At 54.2% G+C, this 26539-nt stretch carries 21 protein-coding genes; 14 read left to right on the top strand and 7 right to left on the bottom strand.

The genetic code is table 11. From position 1 onward, the window contains the following. Positions 1-28: 28 nt before the first annotated feature. Complete coding sequence (locus MKX51_RS02490; protein WP_340991086.1) at positions 29-451, top strand: NUDIX domain-containing protein; 423 nt, start codon at positions 29-31, stop codon at positions 449-451. 7 nt (positions 452-458) lie between these two features. Here MKX51_RS02490 and MKX51_RS02495 read toward each other — a convergent pair whose 3' ends face one another. Beyond that, entirely contained in the window at positions 459-1400 is a 942-nt protein-coding gene (locus MKX51_RS02495) for an AraC family transcriptional regulator (protein WP_340991087.1), read from the bottom strand. A 195-nt stretch (positions 1401-1595) separates the two neighbouring features. Between MKX51_RS02495 and MKX51_RS02500 the strand changes: the two genes are divergently transcribed. The 4 genes from MKX51_RS02500 (at position 1596) to MKX51_RS02515 (ending at position 9212) form a co-directional block, all read left to right on the top strand. Continuing rightward, complete coding sequence (locus MKX51_RS02500; RefSeq protein WP_340991088.1) at positions 1596-2615, top strand: glycoside hydrolase family 88/105 protein; 1020 nt, start codon at positions 1596-1598, stop codon at positions 2613-2615. A 12-nt stretch (positions 2616-2627) separates the two neighbouring features. Further along, positions 2628-4799: a 1,3-beta-galactosyl-N-acetylhexosamine phosphorylase gene (gnpA, locus tag MKX51_RS02505; RefSeq protein WP_340991089.1), complete on the top strand. Its 2172-nt coding sequence runs from the start codon at positions 2628-2630 to the stop codon at positions 4797-4799. A gap of 130 nt (positions 4800-4929) precedes the next feature. Next, on the top strand, positions 4930-5688 hold the full coding sequence (gene yaaA, locus MKX51_RS02510) for a peroxide stress protein YaaA (protein WP_340991090.1): 759 nt from the start codon (positions 4930-4932) through the stop codon (positions 5686-5688). A 143-nt stretch (positions 5689-5831) separates the two neighbouring features. Continuing rightward, entirely contained in the window at positions 5832-9212 is a 3381-nt protein-coding gene (locus MKX51_RS02515) for a HEAT repeat domain-containing protein (protein ID WP_340991091.1), read from the top strand. On the opposite strand, the gene MKX51_RS02520 is transcribed toward MKX51_RS02515, so the two are convergent. Next, positions 9207-9650: a GNAT family N-acetyltransferase gene (locus MKX51_RS02520; protein WP_340991092.1), complete on the bottom strand. Its 444-nt coding sequence runs from the start codon at positions 9648-9650 to the stop codon at positions 9207-9209. The two genes, MKX51_RS02515 and MKX51_RS02520, sit on opposite strands and share 6 nt — an antisense overlap. A 247-nt stretch (positions 9651-9897) precedes the next feature. Here MKX51_RS02520 and MKX51_RS02525 point away from each other — a divergent pair, with 247 nt between their 5' ends. The 6 genes from MKX51_RS02525 to MKX51_RS02550 all read left to right on the top strand — a co-directional run bounded on the left by MKX51_RS02525 (position 9898) and on the right by MKX51_RS02550 (position 16731). Next, positions 9898-11025, top strand: coding sequence for an ROK family transcriptional regulator (locus tag MKX51_RS02525; RefSeq protein ID WP_340991093.1), 1128 nt, complete (start codon positions 9898-9900; stop codon positions 11023-11025). 243 nt (positions 11026-11268) lie between these two features. Continuing rightward, on the top strand, positions 11269-12309 hold the full coding sequence (locus MKX51_RS02530; RefSeq protein WP_340991094.1) for an NAD(P)-dependent alcohol dehydrogenase: 1041 nt from the start codon (positions 11269-11271) through the stop codon (positions 12307-12309). A gap of 742 nt (positions 12310-13051) precedes the next feature. After that, entirely contained in the window at positions 13052-13675 is a 624-nt protein-coding gene (locus MKX51_RS02535) for a glycoside hydrolase family 11 protein (protein ID WP_339222314.1), read from the top strand. Positions 13676-13840: 165 nt separating this feature from the next. Next, positions 13841-14701, top strand: a complete 861-nt coding sequence (locus MKX51_RS02540) for a formylglycine-generating enzyme family protein (protein ID WP_340944137.1) — start codon at positions 13841-13843, stop codon at positions 14699-14701. 226 nt (positions 14702-14927) lie between these two features. Further along, on the top strand, positions 14928-16493 hold the full coding sequence (locus tag MKX51_RS02545) for a glycosyltransferase family 39 protein (protein WP_340991095.1): 1566 nt from the start codon (positions 14928-14930) through the stop codon (positions 16491-16493). Further along, complete coding sequence (locus MKX51_RS02550) at positions 16483-16731, top strand: hypothetical protein (protein ID WP_340991096.1); 249 nt, start codon at positions 16483-16485, stop codon at positions 16729-16731. The genes MKX51_RS02545 and MKX51_RS02550 overlap by 11 nt, the downstream gene beginning before the upstream one ends. Before the next feature lie 54 nt (positions 16732-16785). On the opposite strand, the gene MKX51_RS02555 is transcribed toward MKX51_RS02550, so the two are convergent. Together MKX51_RS02555 and MKX51_RS02560 are read right to left on the bottom strand one after the other, a co-directional pair. Further along, positions 16786-17316 carry a ClbS/DfsB family four-helix bundle protein gene (locus MKX51_RS02555; protein WP_340944131.1) on the bottom strand — a complete coding sequence of 177 codons (531 nt, stop codon included), beginning with the start codon at positions 17314-17316 and terminating at the stop codon, positions 16786-16788. Between the two features lie 356 nt (positions 17317-17672). Then, positions 17673-18227 (bottom strand): histidine phosphatase family protein, encoded by a 555-nt coding sequence (locus MKX51_RS02560; RefSeq protein ID WP_340991097.1) that lies wholly within the window; start codon positions 18225-18227, stop codon positions 17673-17675. 66 nt (positions 18228-18293) lie between these two features. Here MKX51_RS02560 and MKX51_RS02565 point away from each other — a divergent pair, with 66 nt between their 5' ends. Together MKX51_RS02565 and MKX51_RS02570 are read left to right on the top strand one after the other, a co-directional pair. Then, positions 18294-19232: an AraC family transcriptional regulator gene (locus tag MKX51_RS02565; RefSeq protein ID WP_340991098.1), complete on the top strand. Its 939-nt coding sequence runs from the start codon at positions 18294-18296 to the stop codon at positions 19230-19232. Between the two features lie 4 nt (positions 19233-19236). Beyond that, positions 19237-19842: a GNAT family N-acetyltransferase gene (locus tag MKX51_RS02570; protein WP_340991099.1), complete on the top strand. Its 606-nt coding sequence runs from the start codon at positions 19237-19239 to the stop codon at positions 19840-19842. A 370-nt stretch (positions 19843-20212) separates the two neighbouring features. On the opposite strand, the gene MKX51_RS02575 is transcribed toward MKX51_RS02570, so the two are convergent. Together MKX51_RS02575 and MKX51_RS02580 are read right to left on the bottom strand one after the other, a co-directional pair. Further along, complete coding sequence (locus MKX51_RS02575) at positions 20213-21988, bottom strand: ABC transporter ATP-binding protein (protein WP_340991100.1); 1776 nt, start codon at positions 21986-21988, stop codon at positions 20213-20215. Beyond that, entirely contained in the window at positions 21975-23750 is a 1776-nt protein-coding gene (locus tag MKX51_RS02580) for an ABC transporter ATP-binding protein (RefSeq protein WP_340944125.1), read from the bottom strand. The genes MKX51_RS02575 and MKX51_RS02580 overlap by 14 nt, the downstream gene beginning before the upstream one ends. A 234-nt stretch (positions 23751-23984) precedes the next feature. On the opposite strand from MKX51_RS02580, the gene MKX51_RS02585 reads away from it, so the two are divergent. Next, positions 23985-25364, top strand: coding sequence for an amino acid permease (locus tag MKX51_RS02585; protein WP_340991101.1), 1380 nt, complete (start codon positions 23985-23987; stop codon positions 25362-25364). Between the two features lie 139 nt (positions 25365-25503). Here the strand turns inward: MKX51_RS02585 and MKX51_RS02590 are convergent, their stop codons facing one another. Next, positions 25504-26481, bottom strand: a complete 978-nt coding sequence (locus MKX51_RS02590; protein WP_340991102.1) for a DUF4003 family protein — start codon at positions 26479-26481, stop codon at positions 25504-25506. Positions 26482-26539 lie beyond the last annotated feature (58 nt).

The following is a 26539-nucleotide window of genomic DNA, read 5'->3' on the forward strand; positions in this document are numbered from 1 at the left end:
AGAATCTTCAGGAGAGGGGCATGGCGGCATGTTCATTGTTAATGTAGAAGCAGCAATCTGTAAGGGAGATAAGTGGCTTGTGATTACACGGAGTACCAAAGAAGAGCATGCAGGAGGGACTCTGGCTCTTGTAGGGGGAAAGGTGGATATGGAGGGCAACACGCTCGAAATCCTCGAACGGACGGTGAAGCGCGAATGCGAGGAGGAGGTGGGCATCATGATCAAGGATGCGGTTACTTTTGTGTATAGCTCCTCCTTCGTAACTGAGGATGGTCGCCATGTCATCAATATGGTGTTCCTATGTGAATATGAGAGTGGTACAGCAACTAACCGGAGTCCTGATGAAGTGGAAGCCGTCCATTGGCTGACCTGTGATGAGATCCTGAAGCATCCCCTGGCTCCTCCCTGGACCCAAGAGAGTATTCGAAGAGTAGCGCTGGCAAGAAAATAACCTGAACTCACACCCACCCCGTGAACTCCAAAATACTCGCCTTCGCCGATTGTGCCTCAGACTGCGCACCCTTGCGCCATTCCTTGGGGGAGACGCCCATCAGCTTGGAGAAGCAGCGGTTGAAGCTGGAGATCGAGTGGAAGCCGACCTTTTCCGAGATCTCCAGAATCGAATCCTCGGTGCTCTTCAGTTGCTTGCAGGCTTCCTCAATCCGGGTGCTGCTCAGGAAATCGAGGGGGGATGTGCCCATAATGTCATGGAATTTGCGGCGGAAGTGGGTGGTGCTTAAGTGGCATAGCCCGGCCAGATCATTAATGGTCATCGGCGTCATATAGTTCCTGGTGATATACTCCAGCGCAGGGGAGATCACGAAATCGCCCTTCAGGCTATGCCCGGCCTCCTGCCCGCTCAAGGCTTCGTTCGTAGAATGAATGCGGAGCAGCTCAATGTACAGGGACAGCAATAAGCCGTACGCACTCTCCTGATAGTAAGGCTTCTGCTGCTGCAATTCGAGGACGATGGAGGTGGCCAGCGTATAGACGAGGGGGTGCTTGTCCCTGCTTAGGATACAATTGCTGCCCTGCACTGCCCAGAGATTCGGCTCGAAGCCGGCGTAGGCGCTCTTGAAGGAATGCTGAAACAGATCCTCCGGCGAGAAAAACAAATAGGACCACAGACTGGCCTCTCCCGGAGAGCTGTACGTCGTGTGGGGCAGATACCGCGGCAGGAAGGTCACATCTCCGGCGGCAAAAGGCACGTTCTCGCCCTTAATCTCCATGATCCCGCTATCTGAATAGCAGATCCCGATCTCCAGATGGTTGTGGAAATGCAGATGCTCGCTCTTGATATCGGAGATCTTCCAGCGTTCGCCGCTGAGCAGCAGGACAGGGAAATGGATCGGCAGGCTATAGTGGCGGTACTCAATGACGGGTTTCTTTTTTCTGGGCATCTTCAGCAGCTCCTGTCCTTCTTGCGTTAGAATAGGAATGAAGAATAAAGGGTCGAAACTGCGCAGTTTTGATGTGAATGTGCTTAGATGTAGAACATTTTACTGCTTACAATAGATTCTGTAAAGCGCTTGCAAGCGGATGGACGAATGATAGCTGCCTTCAAAAGACGCAAGGAACAGGAGAGGGGAATACACATGCTTCAAGTTCAATATAACCGGGAAGAAATCTTAAGCGTAATCGATAAGGTTGCCAGGAAGACACTGGCGATGGATTTAACGTGGGAGTGGCCTTGCGGTGTTGCCTATTACGGGGTGTCCAGAGCCTACCAGACGACGGGGAACCAGGAGTACCTGGACCAGCTGGTGAAGTGGGTAGATGAATATATTGAGCTGGGCCTGCCCGACTGGACGGTCAACACCTGTGCGATGGGCCATATGCTGATCACGTTGTATGAGGAGACGGGGGACCAGAAGTACTGGGATATTGTGTTGAGTAAAATCGGTTATATCCGGGGGACAGCGCTTCGGTTCGGGGATCAGGTGCTGCAGCATACGGTCTCGGTATCCAATGACTTCCCGGAGCAGGCCTGGGCGGATACGCTGTTCATGGCGGCGTTCTTCCTGCTGCGTGTGGGCAGCAAGCTGGAGGATCAGGAGCTGATTCAGGACGCGCTTAACCAGTATTACTGGCATATCAAATACTTGCAGGACCCAAGCACCGGCCTCTGGTTCCACGGTTATAACCATGTGAAGCAGGACCATATGTCCGGGCTGTACTGGGGCCGGGCGAACGCCTGGGGAGCCTATACCATGTCGCAGGTGAAGCCGCTGCTTAAGGAGTGGTATCTGTACCCGCAGTGTATGGATGTGGAGTGCTCGCTGCGGGATCAGCTGGCGGCGCTGAAGCTGGTGCAGACGGAGAACGGCCTGTGGCGCACGCTGCTGGACGATGAGGAGTCCTATGAAGAGGTGTCGGCGTCCTGCGGGATCGCGGCGGCCATGGTGAATAACGGCAATCCGCTGCATACCCGGTATGTGCAAAAGGCCCTGAAGGGCATTCTGGAGAACATCACGGAAGACGGACGTGTATTGAACGTATCGGGTGGCACCGCCGTCATGAAGGACCGTGAAGGGTACCGCCATATTCCCAAGGACTGGACTCAGGGCTGGGGCCAAGGCCTCGCGCTTGCGTTCCTGTCGGATCTGCTTAAATAGGAGGGATTGGCGATGGCGAATAAATCCACAGGCTCCACAGGAGCTTTTACTCTGCCGGGGGAAGCCGGTTATGAAGCACTGACCTTGAAGCTTGCCGAACGCTGGGGGGCCGATGTCATTCGTGACAGTGACGGCACGCAGTTGTCGGAAGAGATTATCAGTGCCGGTTACGGCATCTATTCGACCCTGTGCATCATCCGCGACCATAACGGCTGGGCGTCGAAGAACCCGGACAAGCTGCAGCAGACCTTCCTGATTACAAGGCCGAAGGTGGCTGTGCAGGATTACATATCCATTTATCTGCTGGAGGATTTCTTCGCGGAGCAATTCAGGGTGAATGATTCCCGTGAGGCGTTCAAGTACTGGCAGGTGTACGACCGGACAACCGGGAAGGAGGTGCCGGGGGAGCAGTGGAATTACGACCGGGAGTCCGGCAATGTGGTGCTAACCGGCATTACGCCTTGGCATAAATATACCGTCAGCTTCATGGCCTACCGGATCTGGGAAGAGATCTCCATGTACAACCACACGACGAATCACTGGGATAAAGAGCATCTGATGCAGATCGATCCGATGTATCCCGGGACCCGGCAGTACCTGTTGGACTGGATGGAGGACTGGTGCGGGGAGCATCAGGCGACGACCGTGGTCCGGTTCACCTCCCTGTTCTACAATTTCGCCTGGATCTGGGGCAGCAGCGGGCGGAACCGCCATCTGTTCTCAGACTGGGGGTCCTACGACTTCACGGTGAGCGTCCGGGGACTGGATCTGTTCGCAGAGCAATACGGCTATTCGCTGACCGCAGAGGATTTCGTGAACGGCGGCAAATACCGAGTCAGTCATATTGCGGCGGAGCAGCGTAAGCTCGACTATATGGCTTTTATCAACGATTTCGTCATCGGGTTCGGCAAGCAGTTAATTGACATTGTTCATAAGCACGGCAAGCTGGCCTATGTCTTCTATGATGACAGCTGGGTGGGCGCTGAGCCCTACAATGACCGCTTCGGGGAGTTCGGCTTCGACGGGATGATCAAATGCGTGTTCTCGGGCTATGAAGCCAGACTCTGCTCAGGGGTGAAGGTGGAGACACATGAGATCCGGCTGCATCCGTATCTGTTCCCCGTTGGCCTGGGCGGTGCACCTACCTTCATGGAAGGGGGCAATCCCACACTCGATGCGAAGCAATACTGGATTAACATCCGGCGCGCCCTTCTGCGTGAGCCAATCGACCGGATTGGCCTGGGCGGCTATCTGCATCTGGTCGAGCCTTACCCGGATTTCTGCGCGTATATTGAGAAGATTGCGGATGAATTCAGGGAGATCAAGGAGCTGCACCGGCAGGGGAAGCCGTATCACATCAAGACTAAGGTAGCTGTTCTGCACTCGTGGGGCAAGCTGCGGTCGTGGACCCTCTCCGGCCACTTCCATGAGACGTATATGCATGACCTGATTCATATCAATGAGGCCTTGTCCGGCTTGCCGGTGGAGGTGCAGTTCATCGACTTCGAGGATGTCCGCCAGGGTATCTTACAGGATGTGGCTGTGGTGATTAATGCAGGCAGCGCCGGTTCGGCGTGGAGCGGCGGGGACCACTGGAAGGACAGCCAGGCGGTGGACGCCTTGACGGAGTGGGTGTATAAGGGCGGTACGCTCATCGGGGTGAATCAGCCTTCCGCCGTGGATGGCTACGATCATTATTTCCGGATGGCGCATGTTCTCGGGGTGGATGAGGACACTGGTGCACGGGTAGCGCACGGCAAATGGGCTTATGAGGTTCAGCCGGTGCCGGATCTGGTGCCGGATGGCGTCAGCCTCACACCGAAGAACGGGGTCTATCTGACCGACGGGGCTGCTGCGGTGGTCCATGAGGCAGAGGGCAAGCTGGCCCTGACTGTGAATAGCTTCGGGAGAGGAAAGGGCATCTACCTGCCGTCCTTTGCCTTCAGCTGGGAGAATGCCCGCCTGCTGCTGAATCTGATCCGCTATGCCGGCAACGAGCTGGAGGAGACCCGCTACCTCCCGGATAACCTCTATACCGAGTGTGCGTATTATCCGGAGAGCAAGCGCCTGGTTGTGATCAACAATAGCGGCCAGCCGCAGCTTACCACCATCGGGACGGACTACGGTCCGCAGGTTGTGGAGCTGGAAGCTTTTGATACGGTGATTCGGGTGATGGGGGAATAAGGGGAGGGCGAACTGCGCCTCTGTCTTCGTACCGCTTGCTGCTGAATAACTTGGCCGGGGGCCGGCGAGGGAATAATATGATAGTATAGAGGTACATTTATTTTCCCGTAGGGGTAGAAAAGAGCGTATCATGAGAATCATCATTTCACCTGCCAAAAAGATGAAGACGGACACGGATTTCCTGGAATCCCGCCAGGCTCCGCAGTTCTTACACGAGTCACAGACGCTCCTGTCCCTGCTTCGTAAGCTGAGTTACGCAGAAGCCAAGGCGCTGTGGAAATGCAATGACGCTATTGCCGCGCTGAATATGCAGCGGATTGAAGAGATGGATCTAACCCGGAATCTGACCCCGGCGATCTTCGCCTATGAGGGCATCCAGTACCAGTACATGGCGCCGGGGATTTTTCAGACGGAGGAGCTGGACTATCTGCAGCAGCATTTGCGGATCCTGTCCGGGTTCTATGGCATCGTCCGGCCGTTCGACGGGGTGGTCCCTTACAGGCTGGAGATGCAGGCCAAGCTGGGCGGGCCGGGCTTCAGTACCCTCTATGAGTTCTGGAACAGAAGATTGGCGGACCAGCTGTTCGCAGAGAGTGACACTATTGTGAATCTGGCCTCCAAGGAATATAGCAAGTGCATCTCTCCGTACTTGGGCAGCCATGTCCGGATGGTTAGCGTTGTATTCGGGCAGGAGATCGGCGGCAAGGTGGTGGAGCGGGCGACGCTGGTCAAGATGGCCAGAGGCGAGATGGTCCGGTTCATGGCGGAGCAGCAGATTACCAGCGTCGAGGAGATTCAGGGCTTCAGCGGGTTTGATTTCCGGTATGAAGCGGCCTTGTCGGACGAGAACACGTATGTGTTCGTTCAGGCTAAGCAAGACAAAGAGTAGACTGATAGAGCAAGCAGTATAGAGGGTAATCCTGAAGATGGTGGAAGCACCGGATTCGGGGTTACCCTTTGGTTTGTTGCGGGCGGACTCCGGCTTTTTGTAAGATGAAAGAAATCAGAACCGATTCAAGAGGAGGACTTACCATGGTCAGACAGGACCTGCTTACCAAAGAGCGCTTACTTAAGGAACTGGATCAATTAGGGTATTCCGATAGAATCAAAAGAATAACAGCCTTAGGACGGCAGCACCTGGGATCTCCAGAATACTCCCTGCTGCTGACTGCTTTGCTGGCGGGCGGGGCGTATGAGGCGCGCTTGGCCCTGATGGGAGCGATCGCCACGCTGGATGCTTCTGTGATTCTGGCGGGGCTGAAGCACCCCATGGCAAGCATCCGGAATGTGGCTGCGGGCCTGCTGCCCAAAGTCGCCTCAGGCGAAGAGATTGAACGCGAGCTTCCGGAGCTATCACAGGACTGCCGCCGCAAGCTGCTGCGCACGGTTGCCCTGATGAACCGCCAGGAGCTGGCGGAACGGCTATTGCCTGTGGTCCAGGCCCGGTGGGGCCCGGAGGAGGCAGCGATTGTGCTGCAGGCCTGCTCTGCGGCAACCGTCCGTGCGCGGCTTGCGGAGCTGGGGTACGCGATCAAGGACTGGAAGAAGCTGGCCAGCCGCCACCTGGAGGTGGTCGCGGAGTATTTCACCAGAGAGCTGGAAGCAGCTCCGCTTAGGGCCAAGGGGACGGTCTGGTCACGGTTCTCCTCCGCGATGGAGCAGCTGAGTAGTCGCAAGCCTGACCTGGTGCTGGCCTATGCCGTGAACCATGGGCCGGCAGACCTGCTGCCGCCTGTGCTTAAGGCGAATCTCGGCACACTGATGCGCCAGAGGCCGGGCGCGGTGTATGAGCTGTTGATCCGGACGCAGACGCGTGGTGAGCTTATGGCTTACGGTGTGCCTGAAGCTGTGCTCAAGCGGGTGAAGCTCCTCTCCATGGACGAGTGGTCACAGCTTGCCAAGCTGCTGGCAGACCAGCCCCAGCATGTGGCGCGGCTGCTGGAGCATCTTGCGCCATCTAAGCGCCAGGAGATTTTTGATGCTGCGTATGAGGAGGAGAAGCGCCGGGAGTGGATTTTCCCGGAGAGGCTGCTGTATGTATTGCCGCATGCGCTGCGTGACCGGGAGGCCGCCCGGATGCTGGGCCTGCGTGAGATCAAGGAAAACCGGGAGCGTACCCTGCGCATTACTGCTGCCCGCTCCATTCTTCAGGTTCGTGAGCAGCTTGAGCAGGCCACCCGGGTATCGAATGCCGACGAACGCGCCACGGCGCTGATGCAGCTAATCCGCAGCACGGTTCTGGCAAGACAGGGCATGGATGCCACACTGCTGACCTTAAGCCGTATTCGCAATGATCAGGACCCTGTGCGGGGGGCGGTGTTCAAGGAGCTGTCAGAGAGTCCGGCGTCTGTGTACGAGGCTGCTCATGTCCCTGCGCTTACTGTGCTGGTGGACAGTGTGATTGACGCCAGAGACACCTCCTACGGTACGAGATACTCTGTGCAGCAATTGGCCTTCTCGATTCTGCGCCATCAGGCGGCAGAGCCGGGCGGGGAGCTGTTCAAGTTCGCGCTGAACACGCTCCAGAAGCTGGCGAAGCAGGACGGGCAGCTCTCCCTGCCGCCCCTTGCGAAGAATATGCCGCGGGGCGTGGAAGAGATCATCTTTGACAGTATCTATTCCTACGCCGCACAGGCGGGGAAGCGGGAGAATTACAACCTGGTGCTGAGCCTGGCAACTTCATTTGGTAAAAGAGGCTATGGCATCGTCAAGCTACAGCAGCTCTTACGGGAAGCCACCCGGGCCAAAACCGAGGGAACCGCGATCCGGGCAACCCGGCTCTGGCTGGAGCCGCTGCAGACGCGCGATGAACGGGTGAAGGAGCTGCTGGATGCAGATCCATCGTACATCACGATCCACGAGGTGTTTCAGCATCTGCATCTGAAGCGTCAGGAATGGCTGGACCCTTACCTGTCGGGGGCTGTCATCAAGGGTAAGTTCCTCTCAGGCAAAACGGTATATCCTGTTCCGGCTGCGGACGGGTTTCACCGCTGGCTGCCGCGTCAGCAGGAGGCATATGGCTCCCTTTTAAGCACAATCGCCTTCGGTCCCAAGTACAGCCTGTTTGAGCGTGCCAGAGCGATTAGAATCATGGCAAGCATGCCGGATGTGAACCCGGAGCGGCTGTATGAGCTGGTACAGGACAAAGAGGTGGCGGTAGCGGAGGCAGCGCTTCATGCCCTGTCCCTGCTGGAGGAGCCGGAGAAATCCTTGCCTGTGCTGCTGGAGCATCTGGATAGCGACCGGGCCCGTGTAGCGATGTACTCCATCCCGAGGTGCATCCGCCGGGTCAGTCCGCAGCAGCTGTCTCAGGCACTGAAGGCGCTGCTGAGCCGGGAGAAGCTGAAGATCACCGTCCGCAAGGAAGCCATCCGCCTGCTTGGTGCATATAGAAGTGAGGACAGTCTTCCGCTGCTCCTGCGTGAGTTCGCGAAGCCTGCTGTGCATAAGGATGTGGTGATTGCTATAGGGCATGCTGCCAGGGGGCTGCTGGACGATGAACGGAGCTGGGAGGTGCTGCGTGCCATCGCGGCTTCTCCAGAGCGTGATATCGCAGTGAGCTTGTTGTCCCAGCAGCCTGCTGCGCTTCCGCTTGCTTACAGACCGCGTTATCTGGACTTAATCATAGAGATTGCCGATCATCCGGATGTATCCGTCAGCAGCCAGGCTTATAGCTCCATGAGGTGGTGGACAAGCGGTTATGAAGGCACTGTTGCGGCAACTGCGGCCCAGGCGGTTGCGGGTCTGAAGGACAGCTCCAGCTGGGAGTTCGCGATGATGACACTGATTGAAGCCGCCCGGGACGGCAAGGTGAACGCGGTTGTAGCCGATATCTGCCGGGAGCTAGCGGCAACACCCGTGACGCAGGAATGGAATGCAGCAGCGGATAGAGACCTGCCGCACCGGCAGCGCCTGCAGGTGCTCATCAAGCAGTTAACCGGTCTGCCTAAGAGTACAAGCATACAGCTTACCCCGTTGTACCTGGAGCTGGCCGACACGCTGGCCGCCGATGAGACTTTACAAGAGCTTGTCTTGACCTTATATATCGCAGTGATCGATTGGAGTCACGCAGAGGAGGCATCCGTGTATGTGAAGCGGATCGCACGGGAGGTGACCCGTCAACCGCAGCTCTTGAGTGAGTTGTACCGCGGGTTTGCCGTCAGCCTGGAGAACAGCGCCGGATACTGGACAGCAGAGACATTGCTTGAGATTGTGGATGTGCTGCGGGCAGAACCCTCTTATGAAGCTCCGTATCTCGGACTGTCCTTGCTGGAAGCAGCGGGAACGGCGCTCCGCTGGAGCCCGGAACCATCAGAGCGTCTGCGGGAGTACAGGAATCATGCGAATCCCGCAGTCCGTACACAGGCGCTGAATATTTGGACGGCGAGAGAGTCACGGCTGTTCATGCTATAACCGCATATGCAGGATGGGCCATGGCTTGCCTTGCTCATCCTGTTCGGAGCGGCTGTAGACCCGGAAGCCTAAATGTTCGTAGAATCCGGCAGCCTGGGGATTGTCTTCATTCACATCCACGGAGTGTACGTTCAGAGCGTGTATGGCGTACATGACCAGTTCCTTGCCAATCCCCTGTCCCCGGGCTGCGGGATCAACGAACAGCATTTCAATCTTCTGATCCTGAATGCCGATGAAGCCGAGGGGATGCCCCTCCGGATGGGTATACGTAATCAGATGCCGGATCTCTGCAATCCCTTGCAGAACTAAGGGACGCAAGTCTTCAATATCCTGCGGGGTGAGGAATAGGTGCGTAGCCCGCAAAGCGTTCTCCCAGATGACTAGCAGTTCTTGGGAGAGTGTCTGGTTCCGGTCTGTAATCTCTTGAATAGGGTTCATAGGCTTCTCCTTGGCTGATTTTTTTGATTATAACATACTAAAATAAAGTGTGAATCGGGATGAAGCGATAGGTTGACCCGTCAACGTCCCAAAAGATTAATGACTTAACTTCCAATTCTTGATACAATAAAATCAATTAAGTGAAAATATTCACAATTAAAGCAGCCAATAATTGCTATAACGAGTGTGATTGCATATTATATGTATAAAATTATAAAGTACATTTGTAAAAGTGGGGGGGATTCGAATGGCGACACATCGCTTGAACAGTATGGAAGTTAAAAAGATGAACCGAAACGCCATTTACCGGTACCTGTACCACCGTGAGTCCACTTCCATTCAGGAGATTGCGCAGGCGCTAGGTCTAAGTCTTCCCACCGTGACACAGAATCTCAAGGAGCTGCAGGAACGCGGGCTGATTGAGGAGACAGGGCTGTATGAATCCACCGGAGGCCGTAAGGCCAAGTCGTTGGCCTGCAACAGTGTGGCGGGTTATGCTGTCGGACTGGATGTTACCCTGAATCATGTGGGAATTGTCGTCATTGATTTGAGCGGCAGGATCATTAAGAATGTCAGGAATCATTATCCATTTGCGAATGAGGAGAATTACTTCCGGGGAGTAGGCAAGCTGGTAGAGGATTTCATAGAGGCTTGTCAGCTGGAACGCAGCCAGATTCTCGGTGTAGGCATTGCGCTGCCCGCGATTCTATCCGGGGACCGGCAGACAGTGAGCTATGCTACAGTCATAGATTTCAAGGGAGGCAGTGTCCGGCGGTTCGCCGAATACATCCCTTATCCCTGCGTCCTGAGCAATGATGCGAATGCGGCGGGGCTCACTGAACTGTGGGGGGAGCAGGACATACACAATGTGGTCTATCTGTCCCTTAACAATAGCGTGGGCGGTGCCATTATAGTAGGTAATCAGATCTATGCAGGCCAGAACCACCGCAGCGGGGAGTTCGGGCATATGACGATTCTGCCAGGAGGCCGGACCTGCTACTGCGGGCAGAAGGGCTGTGTCGATGCCTACTGCTCCGCGAAAATCCTCTCGGACAGCACCGGGGGCAGTATTGTGGAATTCTTCCGGCTCTTGGGAGAGGGCAAGAAGGAGCAGCAGGCTATCTGGCAGGAGTATGTGGGCTATCTGATCATTACAGTGAATAACCTGCGGATGCTGTACGATTGCGATGTGATTCTCGGCGGCTATGCCGGAGCTTACATGGAGGAATACATCGATGAGCTTCAGGCGTTAGCAGCGGGCAAGAACACCTTCGAACAGGATGGTTCCTACCTGCGGGTCTGCAAATACAAGCTGGAGGCTACCGCTGTGGGCGCTGCCCTGGAGCTGGTGACGGAGTTTATCGACAGCATCTAGAACCGGGTTGATTTACCTAATACAATATCTGCTTTCCCCGCTCCTCCACAAGAGGGACGTTGCTGCAAGCGCGGCACTGTCCTGCTCTGGGGGAGTTTTTGTTGACTTCACTTTAAATCTGACTATAATCTTATTTAAATAGTTTTATAAAAGTATATTATTATATAACTGAAGAAGGCAGAAGTCTTGAAGTAACAGTAGTTTTTATAAGAGCAAGCTAATGTCCCTGAGGAGGAGAAACAGATGAAGAACAGAGCTTGTTATATGACAGATCTGAAGCAAATGGCAATGAAGGAAATCGGCATGCCTGTAGCCCAAACGGGCGAGGTCATTGTGAAGCTGGAGGTTGTCGGCATCTGCGGCTCGGATGTGCATTACCTGGAGCATGGCCGGATCGGCGATTTCGTGGTGGACGGAGATTTCATTCTAGGGCATGAATGCGCCGGAGAAGTGGTGGAGCTTGGCCCTGGCGTGAAGCATCTGAAGGTGGGGGACCGGGTAGCCCTGGAGCCTGGTGTGACCTGCGGACAATGTGAGTTCTGCAAGAGCGGCAAGTATAATCTGTGTCCGGATGTACAGTTCCTGGCTACGCCGCCGTACCATGGCTGTCTGATGGATTATATGGCTTTTCCGGAGAACATGGCCTTCAAGCTGCCGGATAATGTGTCTTCGGAGGAGGGGGCGCTGGTGGAGCCGCTGGCGGTGGGACTCCATGCTGCGGCGCAGGGCGGCGTTAAGCTGGGGGACCGTGTGGTGATTCTGGGAGCGGGCTGCATCGGGCTGGTCACCCTGTTGGCCTGCAAGGCGTACGGGGCTACGGAGATTGTGGTGGTGGACATCATTGAGAAGCGGCTGGAGGCAGCGATGAAGCTAGGGGCTACGCGGGTGATTAACGCCAGACGGGAGGATGTACTGGAGGTTATTGCGGCTTGGACCGGTGGCGCGGGCGTGGATAAGGTCATCGAGACGGCAGGCAGCGAGCATACGGTGAAGCAGACCCCTTATCTGGTCAAAAGAGGCGGGACCATTGTCCTCGTAGGCCTAGCTGCCAAGGATATCATCGACTTTGACTTCATGCAGATTATGTTCAAGGAGGCCGACATCAAGTCGGTCTTCCGGTACCGCAACCTGTATCCGGCAGCCATCGGAGCCATCGCGGACGGCAAGATTGACGTCAAGGGCATCGTCACCCACGAATTCAACTTCGCGGAGACGCAGCAAGCGTTCGATTACGTGATCGACAATAAGGAGGATGTGGTCAAGGCTGTCATCCGGATGGGCTAAGCGGCTGCAGGTGAACGGTGAGTATGTAGCGATGGATGAATAGTGACAGTAGTGACAAGTGAGCTATAGCTGAGTGTTGAGCTGTCTCGTTCCGGGGCGGCTTTTTGGCGTTGGACGGATATGAAGGCGGGACGAGGTGGAAGAAAGGGACCGATCCCTTTGGTGGGCTGAAGGTGGGCCGGAGGATGAACTGAAAGGCCCACTCTCAGGTTACGAAGAGCATTAGTGCACCTGATTCCAGCAAAAGTAGGCCGGATGAGCCAATGAAGAGCATTAGTGCACCTGATTCCAGCAAAAGTAGGCCGGATGAGCCAATGAAGAGCATTAGTACACCTGATTTCATCAAAAGTAGGCCGGATGAGCCAATGAAGAGCATTAGTACACCTGATTTCGGCAAAAGTAGGCCGGATGAGCCAATGAAGAGCATTAGTGCACCTGATTACGGCAAAAGTGGGCTGAATGAGCAAATGTTAGTCCGCCGCTGACGAAATTTCCCGAATTTCCGCCACTTGCTTCCCGCGAGAGCAAAGATCCCGTCGATTAGACCCAATAATTTCATAATATCAATAAAAATTGGGGGTTAATCTTTAGTTTGCAGAGAGAAATGTAAACGCTTACTAGATATAATCATCTCGAAAGGAGGACGAGTAAATATATGGGATAACCATCAGGATAAGTTATATTCTGCTGGGAGCAGTAAGCTGTAAGCAAACACATTATAATCGGGAGGTATTAATTTACAATGAAAAAGAAACTTCTTACGGTATTAATGACAGCGGCACTGAGCTTCAGCGCGTTCGCAGCTACTGCAGGCGCAACAGATTATTGGCAGAACTGGACCGATGGCGGCGGAACCGTGAATGCGGTGAACGGAAGTGGCGGGAATTACAGTGTGAACTGGTATAACACCGGGAACTTCGTAGTCGGTAAAGGCTGGACCTACGGCACGGCGAACCGGGTCGTCAATTATAACGCGGGTGTCTTTTCACCTTCCGGTAACGGATATTTGACCTTCTACGGATGGACCCGGAATGCCCTTATTGAATATTACGTGGTCGATAGCTGGGGGACTTACAGACCTACCGGCCAGTTCAAAGGTACTGTGAACAGTGATGGAGGTACCTATGATATTTACACCACAATGCGTTACGACGCTCCTTCAATTGACGGAAATGCCACATTCCCTCAGTACTGGAGTGTAAGACAATCCAAAAGACCGATCGGCAGCAATGTTCAGATCACGTTCAACAACCACGTGAATGCCTGGAAGAGCAAAGGCATGAATCTGGGAAGCAACTGGTCTTACCAGGTACTGGCTACCGAAGGATACCAGAGCAGCGGCTCCTCCAACGTAACCGTGTGGTAAAGGATAAGCTGACCGGCACTTGCCGTTCGGGCAGTACCGTAAGTTCAGCTAATCGTTGACAGGCTAAGGCCGGCCGGGTGGACAAGCTGCCGGCCTTATCATTTTCGCGCACCGAACTTCGCTTAGGTCCTGTACCTTGCCCATCTGCTCAAAGGAGAGCTGTTCATGAGAAAACGATTAATGATTCTGATTCTGTGCATGGCAATCGCGGTTATAGCCAGTGCCTGCTCGCAGGAGAAGCCTGCCGCTGATGAGCGTTTAGTGCGGGTGGAAGGCGGTACTTTTAAGGATACGAAATCCAATTATTACGGGACAGAGATGACCCTCCCGGACTTCTACATCGGTAAATATGAGATCACCCAGCAAGAATGGCTGGAAGTGATGAAGAATAACCCCTCGCAGTTCCAAGGAGATAAGCTGCCGGTAGAGAGTGTAACCTGGTATGATGCCGTGGAGTACTGCAATGAGCGGAGTGTGAAGGAAGGCCTGGCCCCCTATTATAATATAGACAAGAATACGGTCGATCCGAATAATACAAGTGACCGGGATTTCATGAAATGGACTGTAACGGCGAATGAAGGGGCGGACGGTTACCGTCTGCCGACAGAAGCCGAGTGGGAATATGCAGCAGGCGGAGGCCAGATGAGCACAAGCAACCCGTATAGCGGAAGCGACAATCCGGAGGAAGTAGCCTGGTACTGGAGGAACTCCGGCGATCAATTCCTGACCGGGGACTGGAACTGGCCTGCGATTGAGAACAACCATAGCCAGCCGAGGAATACCGGCCTCAAGCAGCCCAATGAGCTGGGACTGTATGATATGTCAGGGAACGTAAGGGAATGGTGCTGGAACTGGTATGGAGAAGGGGATTCGAATAGCAAGACCGGCTCGGTCCGGCTGGTGAAGGGCGGCGGCTGGATCGGCGGAGTGAACAACACAGAGGTATCCTTCCGCGGCAAATTCGAGCCGAGCAGCCGGGGGAATGACCAGGGCTTTCGTGTGGTTCGTGCTGTTGCTGGCAAGTGATTACCCGTACGTATTCAACAGGAGGAGAATAGGTTAAGCAGCAAGCCTTCGGGAAGCTTTTCCGGCATGAGCGCATCTATGAATGCGGCGGCTGGAGAGGACCCGGAGGTTTTTGGCGTGTCTGAAGCATCCTTTCAACTAACATTCAGGTTCACTATGTATACTCCGTATATGGATTAAGGCACGTGCGAACGACTCGCCGGGCGCTGCCGGTCAGGAGGGTATCATGGTAAAAAGAATCCAGCAAATCGTAACACTCATCCTCGCCTTGTTCATGGGACTGTTCATCGCTTCATCCTTCTTGTTCCGGGCGAAATATAATTATTCCGTGTATGGTGACCGGGCAGTGCTGGAAGGGCAGCAGCCACTTGTGTTCCTGCTATGGATTGTAGTTGTTCTGGGCCTGGGCTTTGTGCTGTACAGACTCTCACGGAAGCTTGAAGGGTACAGCCGGGTCAAGGTTATTCCTGCCGTGCTGCTGTTGTCGGGTATCCTGCAACTCGTGATTATTTTCCTGTTCACCCGCATGCCTACAGATGATTCACAGACGGTGCTGTCCCTGGCCTGGGCTATGCTCTATGACAAGGATTATTCCTCCTTTCAGTCAGGCGGATACCTGTACATGTTCCCTTTTAATTTCTCCTTCGTGCTGTATCTGAAGACGCTGCTGCTTCTGTTCCCGGACAATTATCTGGTGATCAAAAGCTTCAACATCCTGTTCACGCTCGTCACCACGCTGGTCATCTATCTGCTCGGCCAAGAACTGAGACCCCAATCCCGCAGCAAAAACTATGGCCTTCTGATTGTGGCTGCGACCTATATACCGGCTATGTTCATGAGCAACTTCATCTATAATGATGGAATTGCCACGGCTCTGCTTACCAGCGCGCTCTATTTCGCAGTCAGGTTCATCCGCAGAAGATCCATGAAGGATATGCTGTTCGCGGCGGTTCTGCTGACACTCGGCAACTACTTCCGCAGTATAGGTATGATCTTCCTAATAGCCATTGTCCTCAGTCTGCTCTTGAACCTGCGGGCGATTGGCGTGAAAAAGGTCATTGCTGCCTTTGGCATAACCCTGCTGCTGTGGGTTCTTCCTGCCTGGATTCAGAATACGGCGCTTCAAGCAACAGGCATTGTGGACGAATCGCCGTCCGGCAATTCTGCTCCAGTGTACATGTGGCTGAATATGGGGATTAATCTGGAGACACTCGGGTTCTGGGATGACCGGGAGAGCTATAATATCTACCAGCAGGAGGCCGGCTACAATAAGGCGGAGAGTGTAGAACTGTTCAAGGCGTCTATCCGCAGCAAGCTCTCCGGTGCGACCTTAACCGGGCTTGCAGGAATGTATTATAAAAAGCTGGTCTGGACCTGGACGGAAGGGACGTACCAGATGGAGCGCTACGGGATTGGAAATGAAGCCGCCTCCTCCACAGGCGGGAGAGGCGGCATGGTGATGGGCCATTACAGCTATTCCACAGCTGCAAGCAGACTGTTTGAAGGTGCTTCTATGTACCGGAGCGGCTTGCTGTGGGTCTTATATATCCAGAATTTCCTGATGTACGTCTTCATTCTGATCCGGTTAATCCGGGGACTGCGGGCTAAGCGCTTCGCGGAGACCCCGCTCCTTCTGGTGATTCTTGGCTTCATCGGGTTCTACCTGCTCTGGGAGATCAAGTCCCGGTACCTGTATCCCGTATATCCGCTGCTGCTCGTCTTATCCTGCTTGGGTGTCCAAGACGTATATGTATTACTGACCGGGACAAGGAGGTCTAATCATGCGGACTAAGAAATATTACATCACCTTAATTATTAGCATGCTTAGTTGTTCGCTGCTGCTCACTTCCTGCGAAGCGGTCACTGCTCAGAATATTACTAGTGCAGACTTCAATTCCCGGCCCGGCGGGTTCCCCGGCCTGAACGGCGGCGGCACCAACTTCAAGGACGGGAGCAGGGGAATGAACCGGGAAGGCCCTGGCAGGAGGGGGATGCAAGCGCCAGACGGGAGGGCAGACAGCACGCAATGATTGGGAAGCATTGGATGCTATGCTGCTATGCGACTTTGTCAGACTTCCATTATTTTACTCTGCCAGTCCTTCAGGACAATGCTTTTTCCACTTCCGGATCTTCCCCCGGAAGGTCTTGAACGGAGCGGCGGAGTTAATGTGAATCCAGCGGGCCATCGGCCAGTTCTCCTTGGTTCCGGTCCACTTCCGGGCGCCTTGAATGAATAGTTCCTCCTCTGTTAAGGTGGCGATCCAATCCAGCCACTGCTCTTCGGATTGCCGGAAGAGCTCACGCAGCCCGGATAGGGAATACTCCGCATATTTACTATAGAAGGACTGATACAACCCGCCCAGCTGATTCCACTTGTAATCCGCAGCGGGCATCTGGACTGTTCGTTCCGCCAGCTCATCCTTCTCCCAGCCCCTCACCAGCCCCAGCCAGCCCAGCTGATAAGCAATGATCTCGGCAGGGGTCTTGTCCACCTCGGGAACTCGCGTATCCTTATATGTATCATTTATACCATCGAATTCGGCATCCAGCAGCAGGTATAGAGCGTGGATCGTGTCCATCAGCTCCTGCCGGGACGAGTATTCATAGCTTGCCATAACAATCACTCCTTTACCTGGTTATATCACAGGGTTGTGACAGCAGTCTGTCAAGTTCAATAGGATGGATGAAGCGTGATAGCTGTATTTTATACAATTAAAAAGCGTGAATAGGGGGGCGTTCCTCTTCTAACTGTAATCCGTACAACTAAATTTGCCCCAATGGTGAGAACCCCGGTACAGATGGAAGTTTAATTGTACGACATGCAGCTAAACGGATATTTGGCTGTAAATCAGACGATTTAGTTGTACAGAGTGCATTTATGTATGCTGCTTCGTTTGCACCTTGATCAGGGCAGATTGTAAACCCATAGATTCCGATGGTTAAAGGGATTTTCAGGGGCTTAAAATCTCTACTAGCGCCAAATACGCTGTACACCCTCAAGCTTGTCCTCATGGAAGCTTAGCTTATAGATATCGGGCATTTCTAACTGCTTCCAGAAGCTATAATCATAACGCTTGTCCAGAGTATTCATGATCAGGACCATCAGATTACCGTGCGTTCCGATGGCGATTGATTTGCCTTTGTATTGCTGCAATACTCTGGAGAGTGCTTGTACTCCCCTTCTCTGTGCTGCTAGATTAGATTCTCCTCCAGGCCAGGCGAAGGAAAAGTCCTCCCACACCTTGGATATTGCCTGCCCGAAGTCGGGTACAGGATCTGAAGACAACACTCTTTCTCTAAAATCATCCTCGATTATAATCTTAGCATTAAGCGGTTCCTCCAGCCCCTCAATGGTCTGTATAGCCCGTTTATAGGGACTTGAGATCAGAATATTAATATTCTCATGGAGGAGTAGTCGGGTAACCCTCCGGGCGTCTGCCCGTCCCTTCTCAGATAAAGGTCTATTCAATTCATCGGTAGAATAAGTAGAGTGGGCATGTCGTACGAAGTAGAGAGTGGTGACCATAGACTATCGCCTCATCCATTTATATTTGTACAGTATTGTAACACGAAGGGGACGGAGGATTCAGCGATGCAGGAGCAGTATGGGGAGAGGATCAAGCAGGTTATTGCCTACATAGAAAATCACAGCAGCCAGCCGCTGCGGCTGGATCAGCTGGCGGAGGTCTCCCATTTCTCCAAGTATCATTTCACCAGAATATTTACAGCCTTCACGGGCATGACGCCCATGGCCTTCGTAACCAGGAAGCGCATTGAGCGGGCATGGGTGCTGCTGACTGAGACGAACCTGACCATTCTGGAGATCGCGGGGAATTGCGGTTTCGAGTCGGTATCTGCGCTGGGCGTTCATTTCAAGCGTCATTACGGCTGTTCGCCGGGCACCATCAGAAGCAGGAAACGTAAACATAGCAATTTCCCGTCATTCCTCAGCAATAAGCAGGCAGAGCCGGGCGCCCTGGCAGATTACAATAAAGCAGCAGGTAATCCGCTGTTAAGGAGGGCGTGGGACAGTATGGTAGAACTCAGAGAAATTACAGAGGTTGAGGTCGCTTATGTCAGGCATATTGGAAGTTACCTGGATACGCATCACGCATGGGACAAGCTAACCGGCTGGGCTGCTGAGCAGGGGCTGCATCCGGCGAATCAGCAGTTCATCGGAATCTCACTGGATGACGGGGAGCTTACGGAAGAGTCGGCCTGCCGCTATGATGCTTGTGTAACACTGCCTGCCGACTTCGGGCCGGAGGCGCACCGGGAGGCAGTCGGGTTCAAGACATTGGCCGGCGGCCTGTATGCAGTGTATTCTTACTATGATACGGTAGATAGATTTGTCCTTGCGTACGATAGCATGTTCAGCGTATGGTTACCTCGCAGCGGCTATGAAGCCGATGACCGGCCGTGCCTGGAATTCTGTCTGAATGATCCTACGCAGGACCCGCAGGGCAAGTGCATGGTTGATCTGTACGTCCCCATCCGGCGAGGCATGCAGGAAGCAGAGAATGGAGTGTAAGGGAATGAACATGGAGGTTGTGTTTGACCAGTTCCCTGTCCTAAGATCAGGGGAGCTTGTACTGCGCAAGATTGAGGAGCAGCATCTGGACGGGTTGTTCGAGATTTACAGCAATGACCATGTGTTCGAATATTGCGGGATTATCCCCAAGCACAATAAGACTACAGTCAGGAGCATGATCGGTCATTATGAACGGGATTATGGCAAAAGATCGCGGATCAAGTGGGGTATCTTCGCCCCAGCAGATGATACGCACCTGCTCGGGATCATTGAAGCCTGCGACTTTAACCAGAGGGTCAATATGGTGACTATCGGCTACTTTCTCGCGGAAGCCCACTGGGGGCGGGGCCTTGCCTCCAGAGCGGTGGCTCTGCTGACGGAATTCCTGTTCGCACAGGTGCAGGTGAACCGGATTCAGGCTGAGGTCATGCTGAATAATGAGCCTTCCAAGAAGGTGCTGCTGAAGAATGGATATGTCAAGGAAGGGATGCTGCGGCAAGCGGCCCTCTGGTCCGGCAAGGGAGTGGTCGATCTGGAGATCTACAGCATGCTTAGGGAAGAGTATATGAAGGTGATACAACAACCGGACCATGAGGCCCTTATTTTGTGAAAAAGACAGCTTTATCGCTTGCCTGCGGACTGAGGGGCCGTTATAGGACCAGTTGGTGATGAAAATGAGGCAGGCGGGGCTGGTTAAGTGCATGTGAGTCCGCTTAGCCCGCAAAATGGTGCAATGTACAGGAATAGCGGCTCTCCAGTCCGCATGGATCGCAGCAGGAGTGCTGCTTAATTGCACAAATTGATGAAGCCAGCAACCAGCAGACTTAGGTGGTAACGGACCGTGCATGGAGACAGATTCTTCACTGAATAGGTGCTGTATGGTCCACCCAAGCGCGCGAAAAACCGCAGACAGGGGCGAACCCTTGCTGCGGTTTTTGGCATACGCCTATTGGTATCTAAGCCTTATCCTGCGCCGCACATCAGGCTTCCATCTTCTGCGCCGTATACAGCCTGTGGTACAGGCCGCGGCGGGCGATCAGCTCGTCATGGGAGCCGCTCTCGGCAATGCCCTTGTTCGAGACATACATGATCCGGTCGCAGTTCTTCACCGTAGACAGGCGGTGCGCGATGATGAACGAGGTGCGCCCCTTCAATAGCTCGTTCAGCCCCTTCTGGAGCAGGCGCTCGGTCTGCGCATCGATGGAGGAGGTGGCCTCATCCAGAATGAGAATCCGCGGGTTCGCCAGCAGCGTTCTGGCGAACGAGATGAGCTGCCGCTGTCCTTGGGAGAGCTTGGAGCCGCGTTCGTTCACCTCGGTCTGGTAGCCCTGATCGAATTCGCGGATGAAGTCGTCAGCGCAGACAGCCTTCGCGGCGGCGATAACCTCTTCCTCGGTCGCATCCGGTCTGCCGTAACGGATATTATCCAGGATGGTTCCCGAGAAGATGAAGCTGTCCTGCAGCATAATCCCCATCTGCCCGCGTAGCGATTTCAAGGTAATCTGCGAGATATCCTGCCCGTCGATCAGAATGCGCCCGCCGGTCAGGTTATAGAAGCGCGAGATCAGGTTGACGACCGTGGTCTTGCCCGCACCGGTCGGACCAACCAGAGCAACGCTCTCTCCGGCTGCAACATCGAAGGAGATGTTCTCCAGGATATTCAGGCCCGGATCGTAGGCGAAGGTGACATCATCGAACGTCACCCGGCCCTGAACCGGTGGCAGCGCCTTCGCACCGGGAACATCGCTGACCGTTACCGGCTCATCCAGCGTCTCGAAGATCCGCTCCAGGTAAGCCACCGCATTAATGAAGTTGTTGTACAGGTTCGACAGATTCAGGATCGGCTGCCAGAAGCGGGCCGCATAGCTGCTCATGGCCAGAATGACGCCCAGCGTCATGTTCTGCGGGTCCAGGGTCAGCAGTCCGACCAGGAAGATCATAGCCGTAACAATGGTAGACAGGTTATCGACACTGAACGGAATCAGAATGTTGTAACGCAGCGCCTTCATCCAGGCGGTGCGGAAGTTGCCGGCCAGCCGGGTGAAGATACCCTCATTGCGTGTCTCCCGGGAGAACATCTGGGTGACGCCGATGCCGCTGATACTCTCCTGCAGATAAGCATTCAGGTTGGAGCTCTTGTTCGACACGGCCTGCCAGGCCCGGCGCTGCCGGGTCTTGATCAGCAGCATGATGCCGAGGAAGACAGGCAGTCCGGCCAGAATGATGAAGGAGAGCCGCACATCCACGGCGAACATGAACACGGCGATGAAGATCAGGTTCACGATTTCTAAGATAAAATTGATAATACCGTTGGACAATACATCGGATACCGCATTGACGTAGTTCACGACCCGGATCAGAATCTTGCCCTGCGGACGGTCATCGTAATATTTGAACGGCAGATCCTGCAGATGCTTGAACAGGTCGGTGCGGATATCGAAGATAATATCCTGTCCGACACTTGTCATAATCCGCGAGCGGATCGTAGCCAGGATTACGCTGACCACGATGGTCGCCAGCATTAGCAGAGACCAGCCTGCCAGTGCGCCCATGTCTTTGGCCGGAATGGTCACATCCACGACATGCTGCATGATCAGCGGAGCCGACAGGGCGATCGCCGCCGACAATGCGCTGAGCGCGAATGCGATAAGCATCGGCTTCTTCTTGCGTCTGATATAGACCATGGCCCGCCGGAAATGCTTGATATTAAACGGCGATTCCAGATTCTCATCAACATCGAATTTATTCCTGGCCACTCGCGGTCACCTGCCTTCCAATGCCCTCGTTCTGAAGCATGAATACATCATAGTAATAACCCCGCTTCGCCAGCAGCTCGGCATGGGTCCCTTCCTCAATCAGCCGGCCGCCCTCCAGGATCAGAATGCGGTCAGCTTGGGCGGTAGTGGATACCCGCTGCGCAATGATGATCTTCGTGCAGGGGTACTCCAGCTCCCGCAGGCTGCGCTGAATATGCTCCTCCGTCTCCAGATCGACCGCAGAGGTCGTATCATCCAGGATCAGAATCGGACGTTGGACCGCCAGCGCACGGGCCAGCGCTATCCGCTGCTTCTGTCCCCCGGACAACCCGACACCGCGTTCCCCGACTACGGTATCGTAGCCTTCAGGCATTTTGACAATGAAATCATGGGCAGCGGCCAGAGCCGCGTAAGCCTTCGCATCCTCTTCAGGCAGATCAGGATCGCCATATGCGATATTGCCGTCGATGGTATCGGAGAACAGCAGCACATCCTGCGTAGCCATCCCGATGTTCCCCCGCAGCTCATCCAGCTCCAGCTCCCGGACATCTCTCCCGTCTACCAGTACTCGCCCGCCAGCCACATCATAGAAGCGGGGAATGAGGTTGATGAGCGAGGTTTTGCCGGAGCCGGTAGCGCCCATGATCGCAATGGTCTCGCCGGGGGCTATCGTGAAGCTCACATCATCCAGCACGGTAGCGTTATCATATTTGAACCGGACATGGTCGAATTCAATCCGTCCCTCATAGCGGCGGCGCTCCACCGGGTTATGGTCATTGGCAATCGCCGGGCGGGCGTAATAGATATCGACGATTTTGGATAAGCTGGCGAAGAAGCGCTGAATATCATTAATAATAATGCCGATATTGCGCATGGGATTGGAGACCGCCCAGATCAGCGAGGAGAACGCCGTGAACTCACCGAAGGTAATCCGCCCCTCCATCACGTAGTAACCGCCGGCCAGCATCAGGACCACGTTGAAGCCTTGTGCGAACGACTCCAGATAAGGGAAGTAGTCGAGCCAGACGAGGGCCGCTTTTTTATTCGCCACCGCGTAGTTGACATTCTTCTCTGTGAACTTGGCAATCTCGAACTCCTCACGGGCAAAAGCCTTCACCACACGGTTCCCGGAGATATTCTCCTGGGTCGTTGTATTGAGCTGGGACAGCCGCTCGCGCAGGTCGATGTACATCGGGCGCACTCTTTTGGCGAAGATAAAGGCCACCACAAAAATCGGCGGTGACAGGATCAGCATCCACAGCGTCAGCTTCACATCAATCGTGAGGAAATAAATGACGGCTGCCAGGAAAATCGTAAGCGATTCAATAATCGTCTTGAAAATCCACGCCATCGAGTGGCGGACCATATCCAGATCCCCCGTCATTTTGGTCATAAGGTCCCCGGTGCGGTTGCGGTCATAATATTCCCGGTCCTGGCCCTGAATCTTGTTGTACAGATAAATCCGGATATTGTACATCATATTCTGTGAAGAAATTTCGTACTGCATGGTCGTGAAGTATGCCAGCCCTGTACGGAGCAGGGAGAAGCCGATCATGCCCAGGCAGAGCGCAATCAGCAGCCCGCGTCCTGTAGCAAGATTCTCTCCTGCGTGGTCACCGGCAATGAACGTATCGACGATGCGCTGGCTGATGTAGGGGTTCACAATCGTAAGACTTGATCCCACTACCGAGAGGCAGAGCGCCACGATATACCGCGCCCGGTTGCCCTCCAGGTTCTGCCACAGCCATTTGATTTCAAACATTTGATCACCTGTTTCCTGTTGTTCTTGTGAATAAACAAAGTGATTATAACACTATGGTTCAGAATGTATAGGTTTTCGGGCAATTTTATTGTTACAAATGGTGAAACTTTCTGATGGAGTAATTCTGCATTGCGTTAATGTATATCACAGCATACAATGATGCTTACATATTAAGATAGATTGCGTTGAGTACATGTGAGGTGTACAGGTGTACATATGAGGGGGAGCATTTCATTGGAATCCAAACAGTTAACCAGAGGACTTAAGCCGCGGCATATCGAGCTGATCGCACTGGGCGGCACGATTGGCGTGGGCTTATTCATGGGCTCGGCAAGTACAATTAAGTGGGCAGGGCCTTCCGTGCTGCTTGCGTATCTGTTGGCAGGCATCATTATGTTTTTTGTGATGCGGATTATGGGTGAGATGCTGGTGGTGGAGCCGGTGACCGGTTCGTTCGCCACTTTTGCGCACAAATATATCAGCCCGCTGGCCGGCTTCCTGACCGCCTGGAGCTATTGGTTCCTGTGGGTGACAGTCGGGATGGCAGAAGTTACGGCCATCGGCATCTATGTCGGGTACTGGTTCCCGGATATTCCGCAGTGGATTCCGGCGCTGATCGGTGTGGGCATCATTGCAGCAGCCAATCTGGCGGCGGTGAAGCTCTACGGGGAGTTTGAATTCTGGTTCGCGATGATCAAGGTGGTTGCCATTGTCGTGATGCTGGTGATTGGCACCGGGGTGATTTTCTTCGGTCTCGGGAATGGCGGGCAGCCGCTTGGACTGTCCAATCTGTATAGCCATGGCGGTTTTTTTGCCGGAGGACTGAAGGGGTTTCTGTTCGCGCTCTGCATTGTCACGGCGGCCTATCAGGGGATTGAGCTGGTGGGGATTACGGCAGGGGAAGCGGAGAATCCGAAGCAAACGCTTCGCAAAGCGATCAAGAATATCATTTGGCGCATTCTGATCTTCTACGTGGGGGCCATCTTCATCATAGTGACCATTTATCCGTGGAATGAAATCGGCGAGATCGGCAGTCCGTTCGTGTTGACCTTCGCCAAGGTGGGGATTGTCGCTGCGGCAGGCATTATCAACTTCGTGGTGCTTACAGCGGCGATGTCGGGCTGCAACAGCGGAATCTACAGCGCGGGCAGAATGCTCTACACGCTGGCCCAGAACGGACAGGCTCCGAAGTTCTTCGGCAGAGTCTCTGCCAGCGGAGTACCCCGCAACAGCATTATCACAACGATCTCCCTGCTGCTGGTCGGCGTATTGTTAAACTATCTGATGCCGGACTCCAAGCTGTTTCTCTATATTTACAGTGCCAGCGTGCTTCCGGGAATGATTCCGTGGTTCGCCCTGGCCTTCAGCCAGTTCAGATTCAGGGAGCGGTGGGCAGGCGAGATGGCAGCCCATCCGTTCAAGTCCCGCTTTTTCCCGGTCAGTAACTACATTATTATCATCTTCCTGTCGCTGGTCATCATCGGGATGTGGTTCAACCCGGATACGCATCTGTCGCTGATTGTGGGCGCGTCCTTCCTGGCTATTGTTGTGGCGGGATACTATGCGTTTGGGATTGGCAGACGCCGGATGCCCGGGGATGGGGAGGAAGGGTAGTTCCTCTAATTTGGATTGGAAACGAAGTGTCGGTTTTTAATGAGCGGCATGGCTTCAAGATGTGGTATGTCCAAATGTATCGTTAATAAAAAGGCTTCCGAAGCAAACTACGCTCCGGAAGCCTTTTGCATGTCAACCCTTAAGATGAAGCTGCCGCCGCAGCAGCAGAGGCCGCAGCTACAGCAATCGCTGTCTGCTGGGCAATGATGATGTTGGTCAGGCTGGTAGACAGCGTGGATTCAATGATGCCGTTTCTGACATCATCGATATATTGATAGGAGACGAGCGCGGCAGACAGCAGGAGCAGCTCCTGCTTGTTAATCGACCAGCCGCCGAAGCCCTTCTGCGGGCGCAGGAACTCATAGGTGTCCGAGACATCGCTTACCAGCTGCTGCTGCTCATAGGGAATCAGGGACAGGATGCCAAGCGACGAGAGTGTATACTCCTTATCCAGCCGGATATCCCGTGCCCGGAACGCCTCACGCAGGCTAAGCACCCGGCTTGTGAGATCTCCGCCGCCTAGCACCAGCACCTGTGTTAGCGCCTGAACACTATTCCCGGAGAAGAACTCGGGCTTGAGCGTAACATAGAGCTGTTCCAGCTGCTCCACCCCTTGCTCCACAGGGATATCGGAGAGGCCTAGCATAGCAGCGAAGATATAATCGTCCCGTCCGGTCAGGAAACGGTGCTTCGACCGCATCCCCTCATAAAAGGCCTGGGTGCGGTCTATGGCTGCGTTATATTGATCATAGGGGGTATGGGCAGCGATCTGATAGGCGGCAATGACCAGATAGTCGGAGGCCCGGAATTTACGTTCCTTGAGCAGGTCATATACAGCCAGAGTAGCTGCAAGCTGCTGCTGCGGCTGGGGGGACAGGGAGAGCAGTGCAGCAATACAGATGGCTGAGGTTCCCCGGAAAGAGGAAAAGCCCCGGGTGTTATCCTTAACCATCTCATGGTACATACGGATCGCTTCTACATTGGCGATCTTGTCCTCCACAGCGTAGAGCAAGGCTGCCAGCCGGTTCACGGAGGCATTTTGCCAGGGGAATTCCTGTTTAATCTGCTGGGCGTTAGTTACGAATAATTCAAGTCTGGCTATGTACGATTGCTTCATAATGATGCACCTCTCATCTAGTGGTGGTTATTTGGGTTTATTCTACTATAAAAACCAA

Origin of the sequence: Paenibacillus sp. FSL M7-0420, assembly GCF_038002345.1 — a bacterium.
Lineage (GTDB): Bacteria > Bacillota > Bacilli > Paenibacillales > Paenibacillaceae > Paenibacillus_AQ.

Excerpts from the sequence above, each read along its gene's own strand:
- MKX51_RS02490 (WP_340991086.1), top strand. The coding sequence starts at position 29 with ATGTTCATTGTTAATGTAGAAGCAGCAATCTGTAAGGGAGATAAGTGG.
- MKX51_RS02495 (WP_340991087.1), bottom strand. The coding sequence starts at position 1,400 with ATGCCCAGAAAAAAGAAACCCGTCATTGAGTACCGCCACTATAGCCTG.
- MKX51_RS02500 (WP_340991088.1), top strand. The coding sequence starts at position 1,596 with ATGCTTCAAGTTCAATATAACCGGGAAGAAATCTTAAGCGTAATCGAT.
- gnpA (WP_340991089.1), top strand. The coding sequence starts at position 2,628 with ATGGCGAATAAATCCACAGGCTCCACAGGAGCTTTTACTCTGCCGGGG.
- yaaA (WP_340991090.1), top strand. The coding sequence starts at position 4,930 with ATGAGAATCATCATTTCACCTGCCAAAAAGATGAAGACGGACACGGAT.
- MKX51_RS02515 (WP_340991091.1), top strand. The coding sequence starts at position 5,832 with ATGGTCAGACAGGACCTGCTTACCAAAGAGCGCTTACTTAAGGAACTG.
- MKX51_RS02520 (WP_340991092.1), bottom strand. The coding sequence starts at position 9,650 with ATGAACCCTATTCAAGAGATTACAGACCGGAACCAGACACTCTCCCAA.
- MKX51_RS02525 (WP_340991093.1), top strand. The coding sequence starts at position 9,898 with ATGGCGACACATCGCTTGAACAGTATGGAAGTTAAAAAGATGAACCGA.
- MKX51_RS02530 (WP_340991094.1), top strand. The coding sequence starts at position 11,269 with ATGAAGAACAGAGCTTGTTATATGACAGATCTGAAGCAAATGGCAATG.
- MKX51_RS02535 (WP_339222314.1), top strand. The coding sequence starts at position 13,052 with ATGAAAAAGAAACTTCTTACGGTATTAATGACAGCGGCACTGAGCTTC.
- MKX51_RS02540 (WP_340944137.1), top strand. The coding sequence starts at position 13,841 with ATGAGAAAACGATTAATGATTCTGATTCTGTGCATGGCAATCGCGGTT.
- MKX51_RS02545 (WP_340991095.1), top strand. The coding sequence starts at position 14,928 with ATGGTAAAAAGAATCCAGCAAATCGTAACACTCATCCTCGCCTTGTTC.
- MKX51_RS02550 (WP_340991096.1), top strand. The coding sequence starts at position 16,483 with ATGCGGACTAAGAAATATTACATCACCTTAATTATTAGCATGCTTAGT.
- MKX51_RS02555 (WP_340944131.1), bottom strand. The coding sequence starts at position 17,316 with ATGGCAAGCTATGAATACTCGTCCCGGCAGGAGCTGATGGACACGATC.
- MKX51_RS02560 (WP_340991097.1), bottom strand. The coding sequence starts at position 18,227 with ATGGTCACCACTCTCTACTTCGTACGACATGCCCACTCTACTTATTCT.
- MKX51_RS02565 (WP_340991098.1), top strand. The coding sequence starts at position 18,294 with ATGCAGGAGCAGTATGGGGAGAGGATCAAGCAGGTTATTGCCTACATA.
- MKX51_RS02570 (WP_340991099.1), top strand. The coding sequence starts at position 19,237 with ATGAACATGGAGGTTGTGTTTGACCAGTTCCCTGTCCTAAGATCAGGG.
- MKX51_RS02580 (WP_340944125.1), bottom strand. The coding sequence starts at position 23,750 with ATGTTTGAAATCAAATGGCTGTGGCAGAACCTGGAGGGCAACCGGGCG.
- MKX51_RS02590 (WP_340991102.1), bottom strand. The coding sequence starts at position 26,481 with ATGAAGCAATCGTACATAGCCAGACTTGAATTATTCGTAACTAACGCC.